Here is a 21,762-nt window from a genome sequence, read left to right as displayed (position 1 = left end):
ATGCAAGAAGCCTTTCTTCATAGCGTTTGGAAATATAAAAAATTGGGTACTAGCCAATTGAAAACAACGCGTGGAGAATCTCTCCAGATCTTGAATACAGGTTTTCATAACGAAACAGAATCTGGCCCTGATTTCTTTAAAGCTGAACTAGTCATCGATGGGCAACACTGGGTAGGAAATCTGGAAATACATATCATTTCATCAGATTGGTATGCCCATAAGCACGAGGTTGATTCCGCTTACGATAATGTTATTTTGCATGTGGTCTGGGAAGAGGATGTTAGCATATTCAGGAAAGATGAAACATTTATACCTTGTTTGGAACTTAAACACTATATCTCTAATGAACAGGTTTTAGCTTGCGAATCTTTGTTAAGCAATACCTCTAAACAGTGGATTAATTGTGAAACCCATTTTAAAGACGTGGATACTTTTAAACTTAATAACTGGCTAGAGCGTCTCTATATTGAGCGTTTGGAAGATAAAAACGAATTAATTCTGAATTTATTAAAAGTGTCTCATAATAGCTGGGATGAGGTGTGCTTTAAGCTTATGGCCAAAGCTTTTGGCTTGAATGTGAATGGAGAAGCCTTTCTGCAAATGAGTAATGCCGCCGATTTTAAAGTCTTTCAAAAATGTTTTCAGCATCCTCTTCAATTGGAGGCGTTGTGCTTTGGATTAGGGGGGCTTTTAAATTCGGACTCAGAAGACGCCTATTTTAAAAAGCTTCATGATGAGTACGGCTTTTTAGCTCAAAAATTTCTGTTAACCACAAAGGTAGATAGTCAAGTGAAATACTTTAGGCTTCGACCAGACAATTTCCCAACCATAAGGTTATCTCAATTTGCGAGCTTATATCATAAAAAGCCAAACTTGTTTTCTGAGCTAATTCAGTGTAAAACCAAACAAGAATTAAGCAATAACTTAGAGGCAAAAGTGTCTAGCTATTGGAAAACCCACTATACCTTTGGGAAAGAAAGCAAATCCAAAACAAAAGCCTTAAGTCAATCTTTTAAAGATCTTTTAATTATAAATACCGTCTTGCCTTTGAAGTTTGCTTACGCCAAATACAAGGGTCAGGCCGATTTTGAAATGATTATTTATCCGATTATAACCGCCTTAAAACCAGAACAAAATAGCATCACCAAAGGATTTGATGCCTTAAAAACCAATGTGGTGGCTTCTGCCTTGGAAAGTCAGGCTTTTATTCAATTAAAAACAAAGTATTGCGACCTTAATCGCTGCTTGAAATGCCGAGTTGGCTTAGAACTTATATATTCATGAAAAATTTTATATATAATCTACGGACGTTTTTTGAAAAGCACGGATTTTATGTGAGCTCTCGCCTTGCCGATAAGTTAGGGATGAAAGCAAAGTCAGTGCGAATTTTTTTCATTTACATCTCTTTTGCTACCTTCGGTTTTGGTTTTGGACTTTACCTGACTTTAGCATTTTGGTTGAAACTGAAAGACTTAGTCTATACCAAGCGCACTTCGGTATTTGATCTATAAAACGGATTTATGAAACGCAGTATCATTACCACAAAAGATGGTTCCAAAACGATAAGACTTGAAGATTGGGATGAGCATTATCATTCTACTTATGGTGCTATCCAAGAATCTCAACACGTTTATATTGAAGCAGGTTTAGACTATTATAATGAGTTGTACCAACCTAAAACCCTAAGAGTTCTGGAAGCTGGTTTTGGGACTGGTCTCAATGCTTTGCTGTCTTATTTCTGGGGAGAACATCGTGGAATTTCTGTGGATTATACCGGATTGGAGGCTTATCCAATTTCTAATGAGGAACACTTAGCAATGGAGTATCACAGAGAACTTGTCTCTGTTTCCGCTCAACAGGTCTATGAAGATTTATATAAGGCGAAATGGGAAGACTGGTCATCGATCTCCAAGATCTTTCAGCTCAAGAAAAGTAAGATGTTTTTTTTCGATTTAAAGTTAAAACAAGAGGTGGATATCGTCTTTTATGATGCTTTTGGTCCAAGTGTTCAGCCTGAATTATGGGAAGCTCCACTATTTCGGAAGTTCTATGAGGCCTTGACCCCAGGAGGTTTTTTTGTGACTTATTGCGTAAAAGGAACCGCCAGAAGAGCTTTGCAAGCCATTGGCTTTGAGGTGGACATTATAGAAGGTCCTCCGGGGAAACGGCATATGATGAGAGCTCAGAAACCTTGCTGTTAAGTCTTAATAAATACAAAACTACTTCTTAAAGATTTTAGGGTTTTGAGTTTGAATGCAAAGCATATTTTTTGCATATTGCGAGATGTTTTGAAATCTGTAAGATTCCGACATGGCTTTTTACAATGAAAATATTAAATTATAAATAACCTTATGGTAAGAAATATCAGTCTGATTGTTTTTCTAATGTTCACTGTTTCATTGACATTTGCTCAAGATTTACAAGTTGAAGAAACCTTAATTAACCCTTCAGAAGAAATTGATGATGGTCAAATAGAATTGAATGTATCAGGAGGAATTCCTCCTTATACTTACGAATGGAGTGATGCAGAAACGCCATTAAGTTCAGCTAAATCTAGTCATCTTACAGAAGGGATAACCCATGTTGTAAAAGTAACAGATGCCAATGGGAACTTTGTTGAAAAATCTTTCGAAATAAAAGCTGAGTCTATTGTAGAAAGTTTTAATGGTACGTTTAAGCCTATTGTAAACAGCATGGGAGATGTTCTGTTCTGGGATCCCTTTGCCGCAGTTGGTGTTTACGATCCAGTAGTCTACACGAAGGAAAAATTATTATTTGCCCCACGTTGGGAACCTAATACACAAAATAAATTTCTGCTCAAGCAATGGCTTGTCCAAGAAAGTGAAACGGTCAAAAAAGGTCAAGATATCGCCATTATAGAGGTTGATGGAGAAAGTGAAATTGTAAAGGCACAAGCCAACGGAAAGATAGATCACCTGACAATAGAAGGGGACTATATTTATGATCCTAATAATAAACAAGATGTCATTACCCAAAATGCACATAAGTTTGGTAAAATTACATTTGATGATCCAGTAGCCTTGACCCATCCTAATGGAACTCCTTTAACTAAGGATATACCCTTTATAGTCATTTGGCTGATCTTTGGGGCGGCATTCTTTACTTTTAGAATGGGCTTTATCAACATTAGAGGTTTCAAACATGCTTTACAACTCGCCAGAGGAAAATACGACGAGCCTAATGCACCAGGTAGAATTACGCATTTTCAAGCTTTAGCAACTGCAGTTTCTGCTACTGTTGGACTTGGGAATATTGCGGGTGTAGCTATTGCTGTTTCCTTAGGGGGTGCCGGTGCTACCTTTTGGATGGTTCTTGCTGGTTTTTTAGGGATGTCTTCTAAATTTGTAGAATGTACTCTGGGTGTAAAATATAGATTTATCAATAAAGAAGGCCGAATCTTTGGGGGTCCAATGAACTATTTGAGATATGGTCTTGAAAAACGGAATATGGGTAAATTGGGTAAATTTTTAGCCGCCTTTTTTGCTATTTTAGCTATTGGAGCTTCTTTCGGAGGAGGTAATATGTTCCAAGCCAACCAATCTTTTGCAATTTTATCCGGTCAAATTCCATTTTTAGAAGGAAATGGCTTTTGGTTTGGAGTCTTTTTAATGGTGTTGGTAGGAGTTGTTATTATTGGAGGTATCAATAGTATTGCAAAAGTAACAGGTAAAGTAGTCCCGGTTATGGCTGGGGTTTATATCTTAGGGGCCCTAGTTGTCATAGGGATCAACATAGATAATCTAGGCCCAGCTCTTAATGCAATTTTCTCTGGTGCATTTACACCTACAGCGCTTAAAGGTGGCTTTATAGGAGTACTGGTGGTCGGTTTCCAAAGAGCAGCTTTTTCAAACGAGGCTGGTGTAGGGTCCGCTGCTATAGCTCACTCTGCTGCCAAAACTAACCATCCACCCTCAGAAGGCTTTGTTGCTTTATTAGAACCTTTTATAGATACCGTAGTAGTCTGTACACTTACGGCTTTGGTATTGATCTTTACAGGGATGCATGAAGTAGAAGGAGTATCTGGTGTGCAATTGACAACCGATGCGTTTGGAAGTGTGATCTCATGGTTTCCATACGTCCTCTCTGTTGCCGTATTCTTGTTTGCTTTCTCTACAATGATATCTTGGTCTTACTACGGAATGAGAGCTTGGACTTATATTTTTGGAAGAAGTAATCGATCAGAATTGATTTATAAAATTATATTTTTATTGTTTGTAGTCTTAGGGGCTTCTGTGAGCCTAGGAGCTGTCTTAGATTTCTCTGATATGATGATTTTAGCGATGTCTTTTCCTAATATTATTGGACTTTATATCATGTCTGGTGAAGTGAGGAAAGATTTAAAAGAATACATGATCAAGTTAAAATCAGGGCAAATTTTTAAAAAGGAAGTTTTGAAAAAATAAGAATCCACTCATGAAATCTTTAAGGAAATTCCGTTTTGGCTACACTAAAGGTGACCGAAACGGAATTTTTTTATTCAGCCTTATTTTGATTGTAGGTTTAACTATCAATTACTTTAGCTTGAATACATTATCCGATACCAATACCCCCTTTGAATTTTCTAAAACAGCAGATTCTCTTCATCGTGTTGTAGATTCGTTAATAAAACAACAAAGCCTTGAGGGTCAAAGAGTCATTTATCCTTTTAATCCTAATTTTGTAAATGATTATAAAGGATACACTTTAGAAATGACTACTGAGCAAATTGACAGACTTCATGAGTTTAGAGCCAAGAAACAATGGATCAATTCCAATGTTCAATTTCAGAAAGTAACTGGGGTTTCCAACCAATGGATGACAACCTATAGTCCTTATTTTAAATTTCCAGATTGGGTGATTGAACGTCAAAAACAAGATTCCAAAAAACCGAGGCGCGAGTCCTTAAAATATTCAGAAAAGAAAGACCTGAATACCGTTGAAGTTGATGATTTGATCTTGGTGTCTGGAATAGGAGAGACATTAGCTAATAGAATACTAAGGTATAGAAGTCAGTTAGGGGGTTTTACCAATTCAATTCAACTTAAAGATGTGTACGGCTTAAAATCAGAAGTGATAGAACGTTTGGAAGAGCTAATTGCTTTAAAAACGCCTTTAAAAATAGAGAAGCAAGACTTCAATACTATTACTGTGCTTGAGTTGTCTGAGCTTCCTTATTTCGATTATGAAATGTCTAGAAGCATAGTTAACTTTATAAAATTGAGAGAAAAGATCAGTAATTTTGAAGAATTATCAAAAATCGAAGGGTTTCCAAGTTATAAATTAGACAGAATTCAATTATATTTGGAAATTATAGAATAATACTTAAAATAATAGACTTAGAGATATGGATCACATGTATTTTAGTGAAGAACATGAAATGTTCAGAAAGAGTTTAAAGGAATTCCTTCAGAAGGAAGTTGTTCCTCATTTAGATAAATGGGAAGAAGAAGGTAGTATAGAGCGTTTTATTTGGAAAAAGTTTGGAGATATGGGCTATTTTGCCCTAGCTTCTCCAGAGAAATATGGGGGCTTAGATTTAGACTTATTTTATACTATTATCCTTTTAGAAGAACTTCAGAAAATAAATTCAGGCGGTTTTGCTGCAGCGATATGGGCACATGCTTATCTAGCTATGACTCACGTCAATAAAGAAGGAAGTGAAGAGATAAAAGAAAAGTATCTATCAGGTTCTATTTCTGGAGATATGATCGGGTGTCTCTGTATCACTGAACCTTACGGGGGCTCTGATGTTGCTGGAATGAAAACCACGGCGGTAGAAAAAGAAGACACTTTTGTGATCAACGGGTCTAAAACATTTATCACTAATGGCGTATATTCCGATTACCTCATAGTAGCTGCTAAAACAGCTCCGGAGAAAGGAGGAAAGGGCATGAGTATCTTTCTAGTGGATAGAGACACACCTGGGATTTCTGCTACCAAGCTGAATAAGTTAGGTTGGAGGGCTTCCGATACGGCTGAGCTTGCTTTCGATAATGTTGAAATTCCTAAGTCACATTTGATGGGAGAGCGAAATCAAGGTTTTCCATATATCATGCAGCACTTTGCTCTTGAGCGTCTTATCATGGGTGTGAATGGTCATGCAAGAGCAGAATATGCCTTGGAATACGCGATAAAGTACATGTCGGAGCGTGAAGCCTTTGGACAGACTATTGATAAATTTCAAGCTTTAAGGCACAAAATCGCGGAGCGAAGTAGTGAAGTTGAAATGGCTAAAGCTTTCAATTATACAACTGCAAAACGTCTAGATGCTGGAGAATACGTTGTGAAAGAAGCAACAATGTCCAAATTGCTTTCTACTAAAATTGCCGATGAGGTTATTTACGATTGCTTGCAGATGTTGGGTGGTTATGGCTATGTAGAAGATTACCCATTAGCTAGAATGTTTAGAGATAGTAGATTAGGACCTATCGGAGGTGGTACTTCTGAAATTTTAAAAGAAATTATCGCCAAAATGGTAATAGATAACAAGGACTATAAGCCGGCTACTTAGCTGATTAGGACTTAAAGTCTCGATAAGGACGTTTGGCGAAAATATCCCCAAAATTATCGCCAAAACGGAAATAGATGACAAGGACTATAAGCCGGCTACTTAGCTGATTAGGACTTAAAGTCTTGATAAGGACGTTTGGCGAAAATATCCCCAAAGTTATCTTCAAAATGGTGATAGATAATAAGAATTATAAACCAGCGACTTAGTTGGCATTTAATTATAAATTTGTAACCATGTTCTCTTAGGAACATGGTTTTTTTATGATATATATTGATTCTTTTTTAGATTACCTCCTACTGGAAAAGAAGTATGCTAAGCTTACTATCATTTCTTACGCTACGGACTTATCGCAATTTCATATGTTCATATTAGAAACATATGATACAAGAGAAATGTCTGAAGTTAATTACCCTATGATTCGACAGTGGATTGTTGGTTTTATAGAGTTAGGGTTAACACATAAAACCATCAACAGAAAGCTATCTACCCTCAAGACTTTTTTTAAATTTCTTCTGAAGATACAAGCGATAGCGGTGAATCCGATGGTGCAGCATAAGTCTTTAAAATTGCCAAAACGTCAGCAAGAGGCATTTTCCGTCCTTGAATTGGAGAAAGTTTCCGATTATTTTGAAGATGTCACTTTTGAAGGTCTTAGGGATCATCTTATCATTGAATTGTTATACGCTACAGGGATGCGAAGGCAGGAGTTAATTGACCTTCAGCTGAGCAGTCTCGATTTAAAACAACAACAGCTTAAAGTGCGCGGTAAACGCAATAAAGAGCGACTCATACCTTTGCTCGACTCTATCTCTCTTTTAATAGAGCGCTATTTGCAGGAAAGAAGTGTTTTGCTGCCTCAAGGGAGTCAACTCTTTGTTACTTCAAAGGGAAAAGCTATTTATCCGAATTTAGTTTATAGGGTCGTGCATTCTTATTTTGAAAAAGTATCTACAAAGAAAAAATTAAGTCCCCATTTATTAAGGCATGCCTTTGCTACGCATTTGTTAGATAAAGGAGCTGATATTTCAGCTATAAAGGATTTATTAGGACATAGTAGTTTAGCTTCTACAGAAGTTTATACCCACTCGAATTTTAAAGAGTTAACCAAAGCTCATCAAGCCGCACATCCACGCTCACAGGGCGATGAGTAAGCTGATTAGATTTATTTTCAATTTAATTAGAAAAAAAGTAAAAAATAATTTTCAGATATCAAAAATCGTTTTATATTTGCATCCCGTTACTAAAAGTAGCGATTGACATACTGATAAGCCGATGTAGCTCAGCTGGCTAGAGCAGCTGATTTGTAATCAGCAGGTCGCGGGTTCGAGTCCCTCCATCGGCTCTATTATCAGATTATTTGGGGAGATACTCAAGCGGCCAACGAGGGCAGACTGTAAATCTGCTGGTTTCACCTTCGCAGGTTCGAATCCTGCTCTCCCCACAACCAAGTCGGATAACGTCAGACTTTGAATTGAAATAGTGATTAAATAAGCGGAAGTAGCTCAGTTGGTAGAGCGTCAGCCTTCCAAGCTGAATGTCGCCGGTTCGAACCCGGTCTTCCGCTCTATTTTATTTCAATTTCAAATGTGTGAATGCCGACGTAGCTCAGGGGTAGAGCGTTTCCTTGGTAAGGAAAAGGTCACGAGTTCAATTCTCGTCGTTGGCTCAATTTTAAAGTCTCAAAACTTAGTTTTGTTGGCTTTTTATGTTGTTATAAACACTAACACTAATATATAACTAAGATTAAATAATTATTACTATGGCAAAGGAAAAATTTGATCGATCCAAACCGCACCTTAATATAGGTACTATTGGTCACGTCGATCACGGAAAAACTACTCTTACAGCTGCTATTACTAAGGTTATGGCAGATGCTGGATATTCTGAAGCTAGTGCTTTTGATCAAATTGATAATGCACCTGAGGAGAAAGAACGTGGTATAACCATCAACTCTTCTCACGTTGAATATCAAACAGCCAATCGTCATTATGCACATGTTGACTGTCCAGGTCACGCCGATTATGTGAAAAACATGGTTACTGGTGCTGCACAAATGGATGGTGCTATTTTAGTAGTAGCTGCAACTGATGGTCCAATGCCACAAACTCGTGAGCATATTCTTCTAGGACGTCAGGTTGGTATCCCTAGAATTGTTACTTTCTTAAACAAGGTTGACCTTGTGGATGATGATGAGCTTTTAGAACTTGTTGAAATGGAAGTAAGAGATTTACTTTCTTTTTACGAATATGATGGTGACAATGCTCCTGTAATTTCAGGATCAGCTCTTGGCGCTTTAGAAGGTGATGAGAAGTGGGGAAAAACTGTTCTAGATCTTATGGAAGCAGTTGATAATTACATTGAATTGCCAGAAAGAGATATTGAAAAAGATTTCTTAATGCCTATTGAAGATGTGTTCTCAATTACAGGTCGTGGTACTGTTGCAACTGGTCGTATTGAGACTGGGGTAGCGAATACAGGTGATCCTGTCGAGATTAACGGTATGGGTGCTGAAAATTTAAAGTCAACAGTTACTGGAGTTGAAATGTTCCGTAAAATTCTTAACAGAGGTGAAGCAGGAGATAACGTTGGTATCTTGTTAAGAGGTATTGAAAAAACCCAAATCACTAGAGGTATGGTTATCGCAAAACCTGGTTCTGTTAAGCCACATGCTAAATTTAAGGCTGAAGTATACATCCTTAAGAAAGAAGAAGGTGGACGTCACACTCCATTCCATAATAACTATAGACCACAGTTCTACGTAAGAACAACAGATGTTACAGGTACAATCAATCTTCCCGATGGAGTTGAAATGGTTATGCCTGGTGATAACTTAACAATTACTGTAGATTTGATTCAAGCAATTGCCTTAAACGTTGGTTTAAGATTTGCTATCCGTGAGGGTGGACGTACAGTTGGTGCTGGTCAGGTTACTGAAATTATATAATTCTTTTTTAAGAATCATAAATAAATTAGTTAAGGTATCTATTAGAGATACCTTAACTTTTTAAATTTTATTTTTTTAAGTGCATTTTATTTTGTTTCTTTGCACGCTTTAAAAATTGAATCATTTACGGGTTTAGCTCAGTTGGTAGAGCACTGGTCTCCAAAACCAGGTGTCGGGAGTTCGAGCCTCTCAACCCGTGCAAATCTTAAGGAGATGTCAAACTTTAAAAATTACGTAAGCGAGTCTTACGAGGAATTAAAAAATCATGTGACTTGGCCAACTTGGGCTGAGGGGCAAAAACTCATGGTTATTGTAGCTGTATTTTCAATACTCTTTTCACTCGCCATTTGGGGAATTGATGAGGTATTTAGTTCAGCAGTCAAGCAATATTTTAATTGGGTTAAATCATAACACATGTCAGAAACAAGTTTAAAGAAATGGTATGTGGTTAGATCCATCAGCGGTTCTGAGAACAAGGTAAAAGATTATATTGAAAAAGAAATCTCACACCAAGGTCTTAGTGATTATGTCGATGATATCCTCGTACCTACAGAAAATGTGGTTCAGATCCGTGATGGAAAGAAAATTACCAAGGAAAAAGTTTATTTTCCAGGTTACATTATGGTAAATGCTAATCTTGAAGGTGAAGTTGGGCACGTTATTAAAAACGTCAATGGGGTTATTGGCTTTTTGGGTGAAACCAAAAGAGGAGATCCTGTCCCAATGCGTGAATCTGAAGTGAATAGAATGCTGGGTAAAGTCGATCAACTTTCCACGCAAAAAGAAAATGTGGCCATACCATTTAATATTGGTGAATCTATTAAAGTAGTTGATGGTCCTTTCAATAGTTTTACTGGAACTATTGATAAGATAAATGAAGATAAACGAAAGCTCCAAGTTATGGTTAAGATCTTTGGTCGTAAAACACCTGTTGAACTTAGTTATATGCAAGTAGAGAAAATTTAAATGTTACATATAATACAGAGTTGTTTTTATTTATAATGCTTCCCACTGAAAACAATTCGACTAAATTTTGAAAAATGGCAAAAGAAGTAAGTAAAGTAGTAAAACTCCAGGTAAAAGGTGGTGCAGCGAACCCATCCCCGCCAGTTGGACCTGCTTTAGGTGCTGCTGGGGTAAATATCATGGAATTCTGTAAGCAATTCAATGGTAGAACTCAAGATAAAGGTGGAAAAATCCTTCCTGTAGAAATTACAGTATATAAGGATAAATCCTTTGATTTTGTAATCAAAACACCACCTGCAGCAGTTCAATTGATGGAAGCATCAAAAATAAAGAAAGGATCTGGCGAGCCTAATAGTAAAAAAGTTGGTACCGTATCTTGGGATCAGGTGAAAGCTATAGCTGAAGATAAAATGCAAGATTTAAATGCATTTTCTACGGAATCTGCTATGAAAATGGTAGCTGGTACAGCAAGATCTATGGGAATAACTGTAAAAGGTGATGCACCATTTTAACAAAACGAAATTAACATGGCAAAAATAACTAAAAAGCAAAAAGAAGCACAAAGTAAAGTGGATGAGTCTAGAACTTATTCAGTAGCTGATGCCTCTGCTTTATTGAAAGATATGGCTTACGCTAATTTCGACGAATCTGTTGATTTAGCTGTAAGACTAAATGTAGATCCTAGAAAAGCCAACCAAATGGTTCGTGGAGTAGTCAAACTTCCTCACGGAACTGGTAAAGATGTAAAAGTTTTGGCTTTAGTCACTCCAGATAAAGCGAAAGAAGCTGAAGACGCTGGTGCTGATTATGTAGGACTGGACGAATACCTTGATAAAATCAAAGGTGGATGGACCGATGTTGATGTTATCGTAACTATGCCCAGTGTAATGGGTAAATTAGGTCCTTTAGGTCGAGTATTAGGCCCAAGAGGTTTGATGCCTAACCCGAAGACTGGCACAGTAACTATGGACATCGCCAAAGCAGTTTCAGAAGTGAAAGCAGGTAAAATCGACTTTAAAGTTGATAAAACTGGTATAGTTCATGCTGCTGTAGGTAAAGTATCCTTTGATGCAGAAAAAATTGCTGGAAATGCAAGAGAATTACTAACTACACTCGTCAAACTTAAACCTCAAGTAGTGAAAGGTATTTATATAAAAAGTATCTACATCGCTTCTACAATGAGTCCAAGTATTGAAATCGATACGAAACGATTTACCGAGTAATAATATTAAGTTATGACAAGAGAAGAGAAATCTACAGTAATAAAAGATTTAACTACTAAGTTAGCAGATTCATCGAATGTATACCTAGCAGACATTTCAGGATTGAATGCAACATTAACATCAGACCTAAGACGTGCTTGTTATAGAGCAGACGTTAAGTTGATGGTAGTTAAAAATACTCTCCTAGCTAAGGCTATGGAAAGTTCAGATAAGGAATTTGGAGAGCTTACAGGTATTCTGAAAGGAAGTACCTCAATTATGCTTTCTGAAACAGGAAACGCTCCTGCTAAAGTGATTAAAACCTTTAGAAAGAAAAATGAGAAGCCAGTTTTAAAAGGCGCCTATGTTGCAGAGTCAGTTTATGTTGGCGATGAATACCTAGATGCTCTTGTAGATATTAAATCTAAAGACGAAGTGATTGGTGATATCATTGGATTGTTACAATCTCCTGCTATAAACGTTATTTCAGCGCTTAAATCTAGTGGAGGTAAACTGGCAGGTATCCTAAAAACCCTTTCAGAAAAAGAAGAATAAACACGCACTAATTACTAAATATTAAATTACACTAAAACGATAGAAAATGGCAGAATTAAAAGATTTCGCAGAACAATTAGTTAATCTTACTGTAAAAGAAGTAAATGAATTAGCTGATATTTTAAAAGATGAATATGGTATAGAACCTGCTGCTGCTCCAGTAGTTGTCGGTGGCGGTGCTGCTGGTGCTGAAGAAGTTGAGGAGCAAACAGAATTTGATGTCATATTAAAAGCTCCAGGTGGATCTAAATTAGCGGTTGTTAAACTTGTTAAAGAATTGACAGGTTTAGGTCTTAAAGATGCTAAAGGATTAGTAGATAGTGCACCAGCTCCAGTTAAAGAAGCTGTTTCTAAAGACGAAGCAGAAGCGCTAAAAGCACAATTAGAAGAAGCAGGTGCTGAAGTTGAGCTTAAGTAAGCTTAACAATATTTTTAACAATAGGTTTAGACCACAAGATTTAGTCATCTTGTGGGGCTAAACCATTTTGCGTATCTATACGCGACGTGTTTATTTTACTTTTTATAAGTTAATATTGCTGATGAATTTTATTAAATTCAAAGCATTAAAATCTTCCTTAGATGTTAGCAATTCATAATGAAAGAATTAGTTTTTCTTCCGTACAAAACAAGCCAGATTATCCAGATTTTCTGGATATCCAAGTTAAATCTTTTCAAGATTTTTTTCAGCTTGAAACTAAACCAGAAGAAAGATCCAACGAAGGTTTATATAATACCTTCAAAGAAAATTTCCCAATTACAGATACGAGAAATCAATTTGTACTTGAATTTTTAGATTACTTTGTAGATCCTCCAAGATATTCAATACAAGAATGTATTGAAAGAGGTCTTACTTACAGTGTGCCTTTAAAGGCAAGATTAAAACTTTACTGTACTGATCCAGAACACGAGGATTTTGAAACTATCGTACAGGACGTTTATTTAGGGACTATTCCCTATATGACACCCAGTGGAACGTTTGTGATTAATGGAGCAGAGCGTGTTGTGGTGTCACAATTACACAGATCACCAGGTGTATTTTTTGGTCAGTCTTTCCATGCTAACGGAACTAAGCTATATTCCGCTAGAGTTATCCCTTTTAAAGGATCGTGGATTGAATTTGCGACTGATATAAATTCTGTCATGTATGCCTACATCGACAGGAAAAAGAAATTACCTGTTACCACACTTTTTAGAGCCATAGGTTTTGAAAGAGATAAAGATATCTTAGAAATATTTGATCTTGCTGAAGAAGTCAAAGTTTCAAAAACAGGTCTTAAAAAATACCTTGGTAGAAAATTAGCTGCAAGGGTTTTAAATACATGGTATGAAGATTTCGTAGATGAAGATACAGGAGAGGTAGTGTCGATTGAAAGAAATGAAATCGTACTCGACCGTGATACCGTTTTAGAAAAAGACCATATTGAAGAGATTTTAGAAACGGGTTCAAAAACGATCTTACTTCACAAAGAAGAGAATTTGACCGGTGACTATGCCATCATATACAATACATTACAAAAAGATCCTACTAACTCTGAAAAAGAAGCAGTAGAGCATATCTATAGACAACTTCGTAATGCTGAGCCGCCTGATGAAGAAACAGCTAGAGGTATTATTGATAAGTTATTTTTCTCAGATCAACGTTACAATTTAGGTGAAGTTGGTCGTTATAGAATGAATAAAAAGCTAGGTCTTAATATTAGTATGGATAGTAAGGTCCTTACAAAATTGGATATTATTACCATCATCAAGTATCTAATAGAACTTGTTAATTCCAAAGCTGAAGTTGACGATATTGATCACCTTTCCAACCGTCGTGTAAGAACAGTTGGTGAGCAATTGTCTCAACAATTTGGTGTTGGTTTAGCTAGAATGGCAAGAACCATTAGAGAGAGAATGAATGTTAGAGATAATGAAGTCTTTACACCAATCGACTTGATTAATGCGAAGACGTTGTCATCTGTCATCAATTCTTTCTTTGGAACAAATCAGTTGTCTCAGTTTATGGATCAAACCAATCCATTAGCTGAATTAACCAACAAACGTAGGCTTTCTGCTTTAGGACCTGGAGGTTTATCTAGAGAAAGAGCTGGGTTTGAGGTTCGTGATGTTCACTATACACATTACGGAAGGCTTTGCCCTATTGAAACTCCTGAAGGACCAAACATTGGTTTGATTTCTTCAATGTCTGTTTATGGAAAAGTGAACAGTATGGGATTTATCGAAACTCCATACCGTAAGGTTGAAAATGGAAAAATCGATTTTAAATCAGATCCTTTATATCTTTCTGCAGAGGAGGAAGAAAATAAATTGATCGCGCAGGCCAATATTCCTATTTCAGAAGATGGATCTATCACTTCAGAACGTGTTATTGCACGTATGGAAGGTGACTTCCCTGTTGTAGATCCAAATGATGTGGATTATATTGATGTCGCACCAAACCAAATTTCATCGATCTCTGCTTCATTAATTCCATTTTTGGAACACGATGATGCCAACAGAGCCTTGATGGGATCTAACATGATGCGTCAAGCACTTCCATTATTGAGAGTAGATGCTCCTATCGTTGGAACAGGTCTTGAAAGAAGAGTTGCTCAAGATTCAAGAGTCTTGATTAATGCCGAAGGTGAAGGGCGTGTTAACTACGTTGATGCAAGAAAAATCATCATCGATTACGACAGAACGGAAAATGAAAGACTTGTTAGTTTTGACGAAGATCACAAAACTTATAATCTGATTAAATTCAGAAAAACAAACCAAGGTTCTACGATTAACCTAAAACCTATCGTTCGCGTTGGTGATAGAGTTACTAAAGGACAAGTTCTTTGTGAAGGTTATGCAACAGATAATGGAGAGCTAGCTTTAGGTAGAAATATGAAAGTGGCATTTATGCCATGGAAAGGATATAACTTTGAGGATGCTATTGTAATTTCTGAGCGTGTGGTTAAAGATGATATCTTAACTTCAGTTCATATTGATGAGTATTCTTTAGAAGTGAGAGATACCAAGCTTGGTAATGAAGAATTGACCAGCGATATTCCAAACGTTTCTGAAGAAGCGACTAAAGATTTGGATGAACATGGTATGATAAGAATAGGTGCAGAAATTAAGCCTGGAGACATTCTTATCGGTAAGATCACACCAAAAGGTGAAAGCGATCCTACTCCTGAAGAGAAATTATTGAGAGCTATATTTGGAGACAAAGCTGGCGATGTAAAAGATGCTTCTTTAAAAGCTTCTCCTTCGCTTAACGGTGTCGTTATCGATAAGAAATTGTTTACTCGAGCTGTTAAAGATAAGCGTAAGCGTGCTCAGGATAAACAAGAGATCGATGCTCTGGAAGGAAATTTCCAAATTAAGTTTGAAGACCTAAGAAACCGTTTGATAGATAAGTTATTCGGAATTGTAGGTGGAAGAACTGCTCAAGGTGTACAAAATGATTTAGGGGAAGATACTCTGCCAAAAGGTAAGAAGTATACATTGAAGATGTTGAATTCTGTAGAAGATTTCAGTCACTTAACTAAAGGGACTTGGACTACAGATAAAGGCACTAATGCTTTAGTAGCAGATTTACTGCACAACTATAAAATCAAGCAAAACGATCTTCAAGGAAACCTTAGAAGAGAAAAGTTTACTATAACAGTTGGAGATGAACTTCCATCTGGTATTTTAAAACTCGCTAAAATTTACGTGGCTAAGAAGCGTAAATTGAAAGTAGGTGATAAAATGGCTGGTCGTCACGGAAACAAAGGTATTGTCGCTAAAATCGTAAGAGAAGAGGATATGCCATTCTTGGACGATGGAACTCCTGTAGATATCGTATTAAATCCATTGGGCGTACCATCGCGTATGAACATAGGACAAATTTATGAAACCGTATTAGGTTGGGCTGGACAAAAATTAGGCAAGAAATTTGCAACTCCAATTTTTGATGGAGCCACTTTAGACCAAATTAATGAATTGACCGACGAAGCTGGAATTCCAAGATTTGGACACACATATCTTTTTGATGGTGGAACTGGTGAACGTTTTGATCAACCTGCAACTGTAGGTGTGATTTATATGTTGAAACTAGGTCACATGATCGAAGATAAAATGCACGCTAGATCTATAGGGCCTTACTCTTTAATCACACAGCAACCTCTAGGTGGTAAAGCACAATTTGGTGGACAGCGTTTTGGTGAGATGGAAGTTTGGGCTTTAGAAGCTTACGGAGCGTCTGCTACATTAAGAGAAATTTTGACTGTAAAATCTGACGATGTTGTTGGTAGAGCCAAAACTTACGAAGCAATCGTAAAAGGTGAACCAATGCCAGAGCCAGGATTACCAGAATCTTTCAATGTATTGATGCACGAATTGAAAGGTCTAGGACTAGATATCAGATTAGAAGAGTAATAACAATCCCACCTAAGGGTGGGGTTGATTATCACATTATATTTCAATAATTCTTTAGCACTTGTATTATGACAAGAAATAATGATAAGAATACACAAAAGAGATTTAATAAAATCTCTATAGGTTTATCTTCTCCAGAGAGAATTCTAGGTGAATCTCGAGGTGAAGTTTTAAAACCTGAAACTATTAACTACAGAACACACAAGCCGGAAAGAGATGGATTGTTTTGTGAACGAATTTTTGGCCCTGTCAAAGATTATGAATGTGCTTGTGGGAAATACAAAAGAATACGCTACAAAGGAATTGTTTGCGACCGTTGTGGAGTTGAAGTTACCGAAAAGAAAGTAAGAAGAGACCGTGTTGGACATATCAACTTAGTAGTTCCTGTTGCTCATATTTGGTACTTTAGATCGTTACCTAACAAAATAGGTTACCTTCTTGGGATTCCTTCCAAGAAACTGGACATGATTATTTACTACGAGCGTTATGTAGTCGTTCAGCCAGGGGATGCTAAAAATGAAGAGGGAGAGTCACTCAAAAAAATGGATTTCTTAACGGAAGAAGAATATTTGAATATTCTTGAAAAAATTCCACAAGAAAACCAATATTTAGACGATGACGATCCAAACAAATTCATCGCCAAAATGGGTGCTGAATGTCTTTTGGAAATTTTAAAGCGTTTAGATCTTAATGAACTGTCTTACGACCTAAGACACAAAGCTAACAATGAAACTTCTAAGCAAAGAAAAACTGAAGCTTTAAAGCGTTTACAAGTTGTTGAAGCTTTAAGAGATTCTACAAAAAATAGAGAGAATAATCCTGAGTGGATGATCATGAAAGTGATTCCTGTAACTCCACCAGAATTAAGACCACTTGTGCCACTTGATGGTGGGCGTTTTGCGACCTCAGATTTAAATGACTTATACCGTAGAGTGATTATTAGAAACAATCGTTTAAAGCGATTGATGGAAATAAAGGCTCCTGAAGTTATTTTGAGAAACGAAAAGCGTATGCTGCAGGAATCTGTAGATTCTTTGTTTGATAATACAAGGAAATCTTCAGCGGTTAAAACCGATTCTAACAGACCTCTGAAATCGCTTTCAGATTCTTTAAAAGGTAAGCAAGGACGTTTCAGACAAAACTTACTTGGTAAGCGTGTGGATTATTCAGCACGTTCGGTTATTGTTGTTGGTCCTGAAATGAAAATGTTTGAATGTGGATTACCAAAAGATATGGCAGCAGAACTTTACAAGCCCTTTGTTATCAGAAAACTGATTGAAAGAGGAATTGTTAAGACTGTAAAATCGGCTAAGAAAATAATTGACAAAAAAGAACCAGTAGTTTGGGATATTCTTGAAAATGTACTTAAGGGTCATCCTGTCCTGCTTAACCGTGCGCCAACGCTTCACAGACTTGGTATACAAGCTTTTCAACCTAAGTTGATTGAAGGTAAAGCAATACAACTGCACCCATTGGTATGTACTGCATTTAATGCCGATTTTGACGGTGATCAAATGGCGGTTCATTTACCACTAGGTCCGGAAGCCATTTTGGAAGCTCAACTTTTAATGTTAGCCTCTCATAGTATTTTGAATCCTGCAAATGGTTCTCCTATTACTGTTCCTTCTCAGGATATGGTACTTGGATTATACTACATGACTAAGCCAAGATCTTCTACTCCAGAACATAAAGTTAAAGGAGAAGGCCTTAGGTTTTATTCCGATGAAGAAGTTAACATTGCTTACAATGAAAAGCAGGTTGAATTAAATGCATTAATTACAATTAGAACTAACGATGTTGATGAAAATGGAGATATCGTTAAGAAAAATATAGAAACGACAGTAGGACGGGTCCTGTTTAATCAAACTATCCCTGATAGTGTTGGTTTTATCAACGATGTAATGACGAAGAAAGCATTACGTGATGTTATAGCGAGGGTGCTTAAGAAAACATCTGTTCCTGAAACTGCTGAATTCTTAGATGAAATTAAAAGTCTAGGTTACAATTTCGCCTTTAGAGGTGGATTGTCTTTCTCTCTTGGTGATATTATTATCCCAGCAGAAAAACAATCTATGATTGATGATGCAAATGAGCAAGTAGAAGGTGTTATAGGAAACTATAACATGGGTCTTATCACAAACAATGAACGTTACAACCAAGTTATTGATATATGGACGGCTACCAATGCAAATCTAACAGAACTCGCTATGAAGCGTATTCGTGAAGATCAGCAAGGTTTCAACTCTGTGTATATGATGCTTGATTCAGGTGCAAGGGGTTCTAAGGAGCAAATTCGCCAGTTAACAGGTATGCGTGGTTTGATGGCTAAGCCTAAAAAATCTACATCTGCAGGTGGAGAAATCATTGAAAACCCTATTTTATCTAACTTTAAAGAAGGTCTTTCAATTTTAGAATACTTTATCTCTACTCACGGTGCTCGTAAAGGTCTTGCCGATACGGCTCTTAAAACTGCCGATGCTGGTTACTTAACTCGTAGACTGGTAGATGTTTCTCAAGATGTAATTGTAAGAGAAGAAGACTGTGGAACTTTAAGAGGTATCGAAGTCTTTGCATTGAAGAAAAATGATGAAGTTGTAGAAAGTTTAGGAGAGCGTATCGTTGGTAGAACAGCTCTTAACGATATTATAGATCCTATTTCTCAAGATTTACTTGTAGAGTCTGGAGATGAAATTCATGAAGATGCTGCAGATAAAATTGAAGCTTCTGCTTTGAACTCAGTTGAAGTTCGCTCTCCATTAACTTGTGAAGCTAAACAAGGAATTTGTGTGAAATGTTATGGTAGAAACCTTTCAACTAATAAGACAGTCCAGCGAGGTGAAGCTGTAGGAGTTGTCGCTGCCCAATCTATTGGTGAGCCAGGTACTCAGTTAACCTTAAGAACTTTCCACGTTGGAGGTATCGCAGGTAACATTTCAGAAGAAAACAAATTGGAATCTAAGTTTGATGGTGTTGCAGAAATTGAAGACTTAAAAACAGTTGAAGGAAAAAATAACGATGGCAAGAAAACAGACATTGTTATTTCAAGAACTTCAGAAATAAAAGTCATCGATAAAAAATCTGGAATTGCTTTAAGTACAAATGTTATCCCTTATGGTTCTGAACTTCTGGTAAGCCCTGGAGATAAAATCAAAAAAGGAGACGTCATTTGTAAATGGGATCCCTATAATGGTGTAATTATTTCAGAATTCTCTGGTAAAATTGAATTTGAAAATATCACTCAAGGTCAGACTTTCGATGTTGAAAGTGATGAGCAAACTGGTTTCCAAGAGAAAGTAATTATTGAGTCTAAGAATAAGCGTAAGATTCCTACACTTCACATCAAAAATAGCGATGGTGAAATTATGAGATCTTATAACTTACCTGTTGGAGCTCACTTAATGGTGGATGATGATGAAGAAATCAAAATCGGAAAGATCTTGGTTAAAATTCCTAGAAAATCATCAAAGACTGGTGATATTACAGGGGGTCTTCCAAGACTAACAGAATTGTTTGAAGCAAGAAATCCTTCAAATCCTGCTGTAGTAAGTGAAATTGATGGTGTTGTCTCTTTTGGAAAAATTAAAAGAGGTAACCGTGAAATTATCATAGAGTCTAAACTTGGTGTAATTAAAAAATACTTGGTTAAACTTTCTAATCAGATCTTAGTACAAGAAAATGATTATGTAAAAGCAGGTATGCCATTATCCGATGGTTCTGTTACACCAGAAGATATCTTGAAAATTAAAGGTCCTAGCGCTGTGCAACAATACCTAGTGAACGAGGTGCAGGAGGTCTATAGATTACAAGGGGTGCAGATCAACGATAAACACTTTGAAGTTGTTGTAAGACAGATGATGAGAAAAGTTAGGATTCAAGACTCTGGAGATACGATATTCTTAGAAAACCAATTGGTGCATAAAGAAGACTTTATCGAAGAGAACGATAATATTTTTGGTAAGAAAATTATAGAGGAGGCGGGTGACAGTGTTAACTTAAAACCTGGTCAAATTGTCACGATCCGTGAATTAAGAGATGAAAATTCTATCTTGAAACGCGAGGATAAGCAATTGGTTACTGCGCGTGACGCAGAGTCTGCTACTGCCGCTCCAATCTTACAAGGAATTACAAGAGCATCTCTACAAACCAAATCATTCATTTCGGCCGCTTCTTTCCAAGAAACGACCAAAGTATTAAACGAAGCCGCGGTAAGTGGAAAAGTAGATTACTTAGAAGGATTGAAAGAAAATGTAATTGTAGGACATAGGATTCCTGCAGGTACAGGTTTAAGAGAGTTTGACGACATCATAGTAGGTTCTAAAGAAGAATTGGCTAATATGATGGAGAAAAAACAACAAGTAAATGTAAACTTTAATTAATCATGAGCGATCAAAACGATAAGAAACAACAGAAGCTCAATATACAGATAGACGACGATGTCGCTCAGGGTATATATAGCAACTTGGCGATTATCAATCATTCTCAAACAGAGTTTGTACTGGATTTTGTAAACATAATGCCTGGATCTCCTAAGAACAAAGTGAGATCGAGAATTATACTTACACCACAACATGCTAAGCGTTTGATGAGGGCATTGAGTGATAACATCAATCGTTTTGAAAAAAGTCAGGGTTCGATTAAAGAACAAGACAAAACCACTATTCCTTTGAATTTTGGTGGACCTACTGGTGAAGCTTAATTTGCTTTGTAGAGCTTTAAAAAAATCCCCTCAAGCATTAGCTTGAGGGGATTTTTATTTGAATAAAATCTGATAGGTGGTTATTCAGCTTTGTAAGCTTTCAAATTGAAAGTAATTTTTATTTGATTGTTAATAAATTTATTACCTAAACTCTCAATAACAGATTTAGATATAAATTTTTCTCATTCTGTTTTATCTAAGACCAATGTCCTCTGATGTCAAAATCAACGAATCATCACCTTCGTTCATAGAGACTTGAACAGGGAAAATGATGTTTATAGAGGTTTCCTTCAAGGTTAAATTCCAAGATAACAGAGTTCGCCTATCTTTATTTTCTACACCGTCAATTTCAAAATTCGCTTCAGGATACTTATACCTAATTTAATATATAATACCGCCATAAATCTTTTCTTTTCGCCTGCTTTTTATCAAAAATAAGTACCGTGACTAAGGCTATGCCTATTATACCAATTTAAACCTATAATGTCGCAATAAA

17 protein-coding genes and 5 tRNA genes are annotated in these 21,762 nt (G+C 36.6%); all 22 read left to right on the top strand.

Annotated features, from left to right (window positions below; genetic code table 11):
- The 22 genes from CXF67_RS12620 to CXF67_RS12515 all read left to right on the top strand — a co-directional run bounded on the left by CXF67_RS12620 (position 1) and on the right by CXF67_RS12515 (position 21,266).
- Complete coding sequence (locus tag CXF67_RS12620; RefSeq protein WP_102089087.1) at positions 1-1,284, top strand: DUF2851 family protein; 1,284 nt, start codon at positions 1-3, stop codon at positions 1,282-1,284.
- Complete coding sequence (locus CXF67_RS12615; RefSeq protein WP_003440851.1) at positions 1,281-1,511, top strand: hypothetical protein; 231 nt, start codon at positions 1,281-1,283, stop codon at positions 1,509-1,511. Before CXF67_RS12620 ends, CXF67_RS12615 begins: the two co-directional genes overlap by 4 nt.
- A 9-nt stretch (positions 1,512-1,520) precedes the next feature.
- On the top strand, positions 1,521-2,201 hold the full coding sequence (gene mnmD, locus CXF67_RS12610) for a tRNA (5-methylaminomethyl-2-thiouridine)(34)-methyltransferase MnmC2 (RefSeq protein WP_102089065.1): 681 nt from the start codon (positions 1,521-1,523) through the stop codon (positions 2,199-2,201).
- Positions 2,202-2,351: 150 nt separating this feature from the next.
- A complete protein-coding gene (locus CXF67_RS12605; protein WP_102089064.1) occupies positions 2,352-4,424 on the top strand; it encodes an amino acid carrier protein in 2,073 nt (690 codons plus the stop codon).
- A gap of 10 nt (positions 4,425-4,434) precedes the next feature.
- Complete coding sequence (locus tag CXF67_RS12600) at positions 4,435-5,319, top strand: helix-hairpin-helix domain-containing protein (protein WP_102089063.1); 885 nt, start codon at positions 4,435-4,437, stop codon at positions 5,317-5,319.
- A gap of 25 nt (positions 5,320-5,344) precedes the next feature.
- Positions 5,345-6,511, top strand: coding sequence for an acyl-CoA dehydrogenase family protein (locus CXF67_RS12595; RefSeq protein WP_015024888.1), 1,167 nt, complete (start codon positions 5,345-5,347; stop codon positions 6,509-6,511).
- 260 nt (positions 6,512-6,771) lie between these two features.
- Positions 6,772-7,662, top strand: a complete 891-nt coding sequence (locus CXF67_RS12590) for a tyrosine-type recombinase/integrase (RefSeq protein ID WP_102089062.1) — start codon at positions 6,772-6,774, stop codon at positions 7,660-7,662.
- A gap of 117 nt (positions 7,663-7,779) precedes the next feature.
- Positions 7,780-7,853: transfer RNA gene (locus CXF67_RS12585), tRNA-Thr, on the top strand.
- Between the two features lie 17 nt (positions 7,854-7,870).
- Positions 7,871-7,952, top strand: a tRNA-Tyr gene (locus tag CXF67_RS12580).
- Between the two features lie 50 nt (positions 7,953-8,002).
- Positions 8,003-8,075: transfer RNA gene (locus CXF67_RS12575), tRNA-Gly, on the top strand.
- 30 nt (positions 8,076-8,105) lie between these two features.
- Positions 8,106-8,177 (top strand) — tRNA-Thr (locus CXF67_RS12570).
- Between the two features lie 93 nt (positions 8,178-8,270).
- Entirely contained in the window at positions 8,271-9,455 is a 1,185-nt protein-coding gene (gene tuf, locus CXF67_RS12565) for an elongation factor Tu (RefSeq protein WP_102089061.1), read from the top strand.
- 126 nt (positions 9,456-9,581) lie between these two features.
- Positions 9,582-9,654: transfer RNA gene (locus CXF67_RS12560), tRNA-Trp, on the top strand.
- A 14-nt stretch (positions 9,655-9,668) separates the two neighbouring features.
- Positions 9,669-9,866 carry a preprotein translocase subunit SecE gene (gene secE, locus CXF67_RS12555; protein ID WP_102089060.1) on the top strand — a complete coding sequence of 66 codons (198 nt, stop codon included), beginning with the start codon at positions 9,669-9,671 and terminating at the stop codon, positions 9,864-9,866.
- 3 nt (positions 9,867-9,869) lie between these two features.
- Complete coding sequence (nusG, locus tag CXF67_RS12550; RefSeq protein WP_015024893.1) at positions 9,870-10,421, top strand: transcription termination/antitermination protein NusG; 552 nt, start codon at positions 9,870-9,872, stop codon at positions 10,419-10,421.
- Positions 10,422-10,495: 74 nt separating this feature from the next.
- Entirely contained in the window at positions 10,496-10,933 is a 438-nt protein-coding gene (gene rplK, locus CXF67_RS12545) for a 50S ribosomal protein L11 (RefSeq protein WP_102089059.1), read from the top strand.
- A 15-nt stretch (positions 10,934-10,948) separates the two neighbouring features.
- Entirely contained in the window at positions 10,949-11,644 is a 696-nt protein-coding gene (rplA, locus tag CXF67_RS12540; protein WP_015024895.1) for a 50S ribosomal protein L1, read from the top strand.
- A gap of 12 nt (positions 11,645-11,656) precedes the next feature.
- On the top strand, positions 11,657-12,178 hold the full coding sequence (rplJ, locus tag CXF67_RS12535; protein ID WP_015024896.1) for a 50S ribosomal protein L10: 522 nt from the start codon (positions 11,657-11,659) through the stop codon (positions 12,176-12,178).
- A gap of 46 nt (positions 12,179-12,224) precedes the next feature.
- Positions 12,225-12,596 carry a 50S ribosomal protein L7/L12 gene (rplL, locus tag CXF67_RS12530; protein ID WP_015024897.1) on the top strand — a complete coding sequence of 124 codons (372 nt, stop codon included), beginning with the start codon at positions 12,225-12,227 and terminating at the stop codon, positions 12,594-12,596.
- 161 nt (positions 12,597-12,757) lie between these two features.
- Positions 12,758-16,570: a DNA-directed RNA polymerase subunit beta gene (gene rpoB, locus CXF67_RS12525; protein ID WP_102089058.1), complete on the top strand. Its 3,813-nt coding sequence runs from the start codon at positions 12,758-12,760 to the stop codon at positions 16,568-16,570.
- 68 nt (positions 16,571-16,638) lie between these two features.
- Positions 16,639-20,946: a DNA-directed RNA polymerase subunit beta' gene (rpoC, locus tag CXF67_RS12520; RefSeq protein WP_102089057.1), complete on the top strand. Its 4,308-nt coding sequence runs from the start codon at positions 16,639-16,641 to the stop codon at positions 20,944-20,946.
- Positions 20,947-20,948: 2 nt separating this feature from the next.
- Positions 20,949-21,266: a DUF3467 domain-containing protein gene (locus CXF67_RS12515; protein WP_102089056.1), complete on the top strand. Its 318-nt coding sequence runs from the start codon at positions 20,949-20,951 to the stop codon at positions 21,264-21,266.
- Positions 21,267-21,762 lie beyond the last annotated feature (496 nt).

The sequence above is a fragment of the Psychroflexus sp. MES1-P1E genome (assembly GCF_002836055.1).
Classification (GTDB): domain Bacteria; phylum Bacteroidota; class Bacteroidia; order Flavobacteriales; family Flavobacteriaceae; genus Psychroflexus.
The sequence above is the reverse complement of the archived record's forward strand: the minus strand, read 5'-3'. Positions and strand labels throughout refer to the sequence as shown.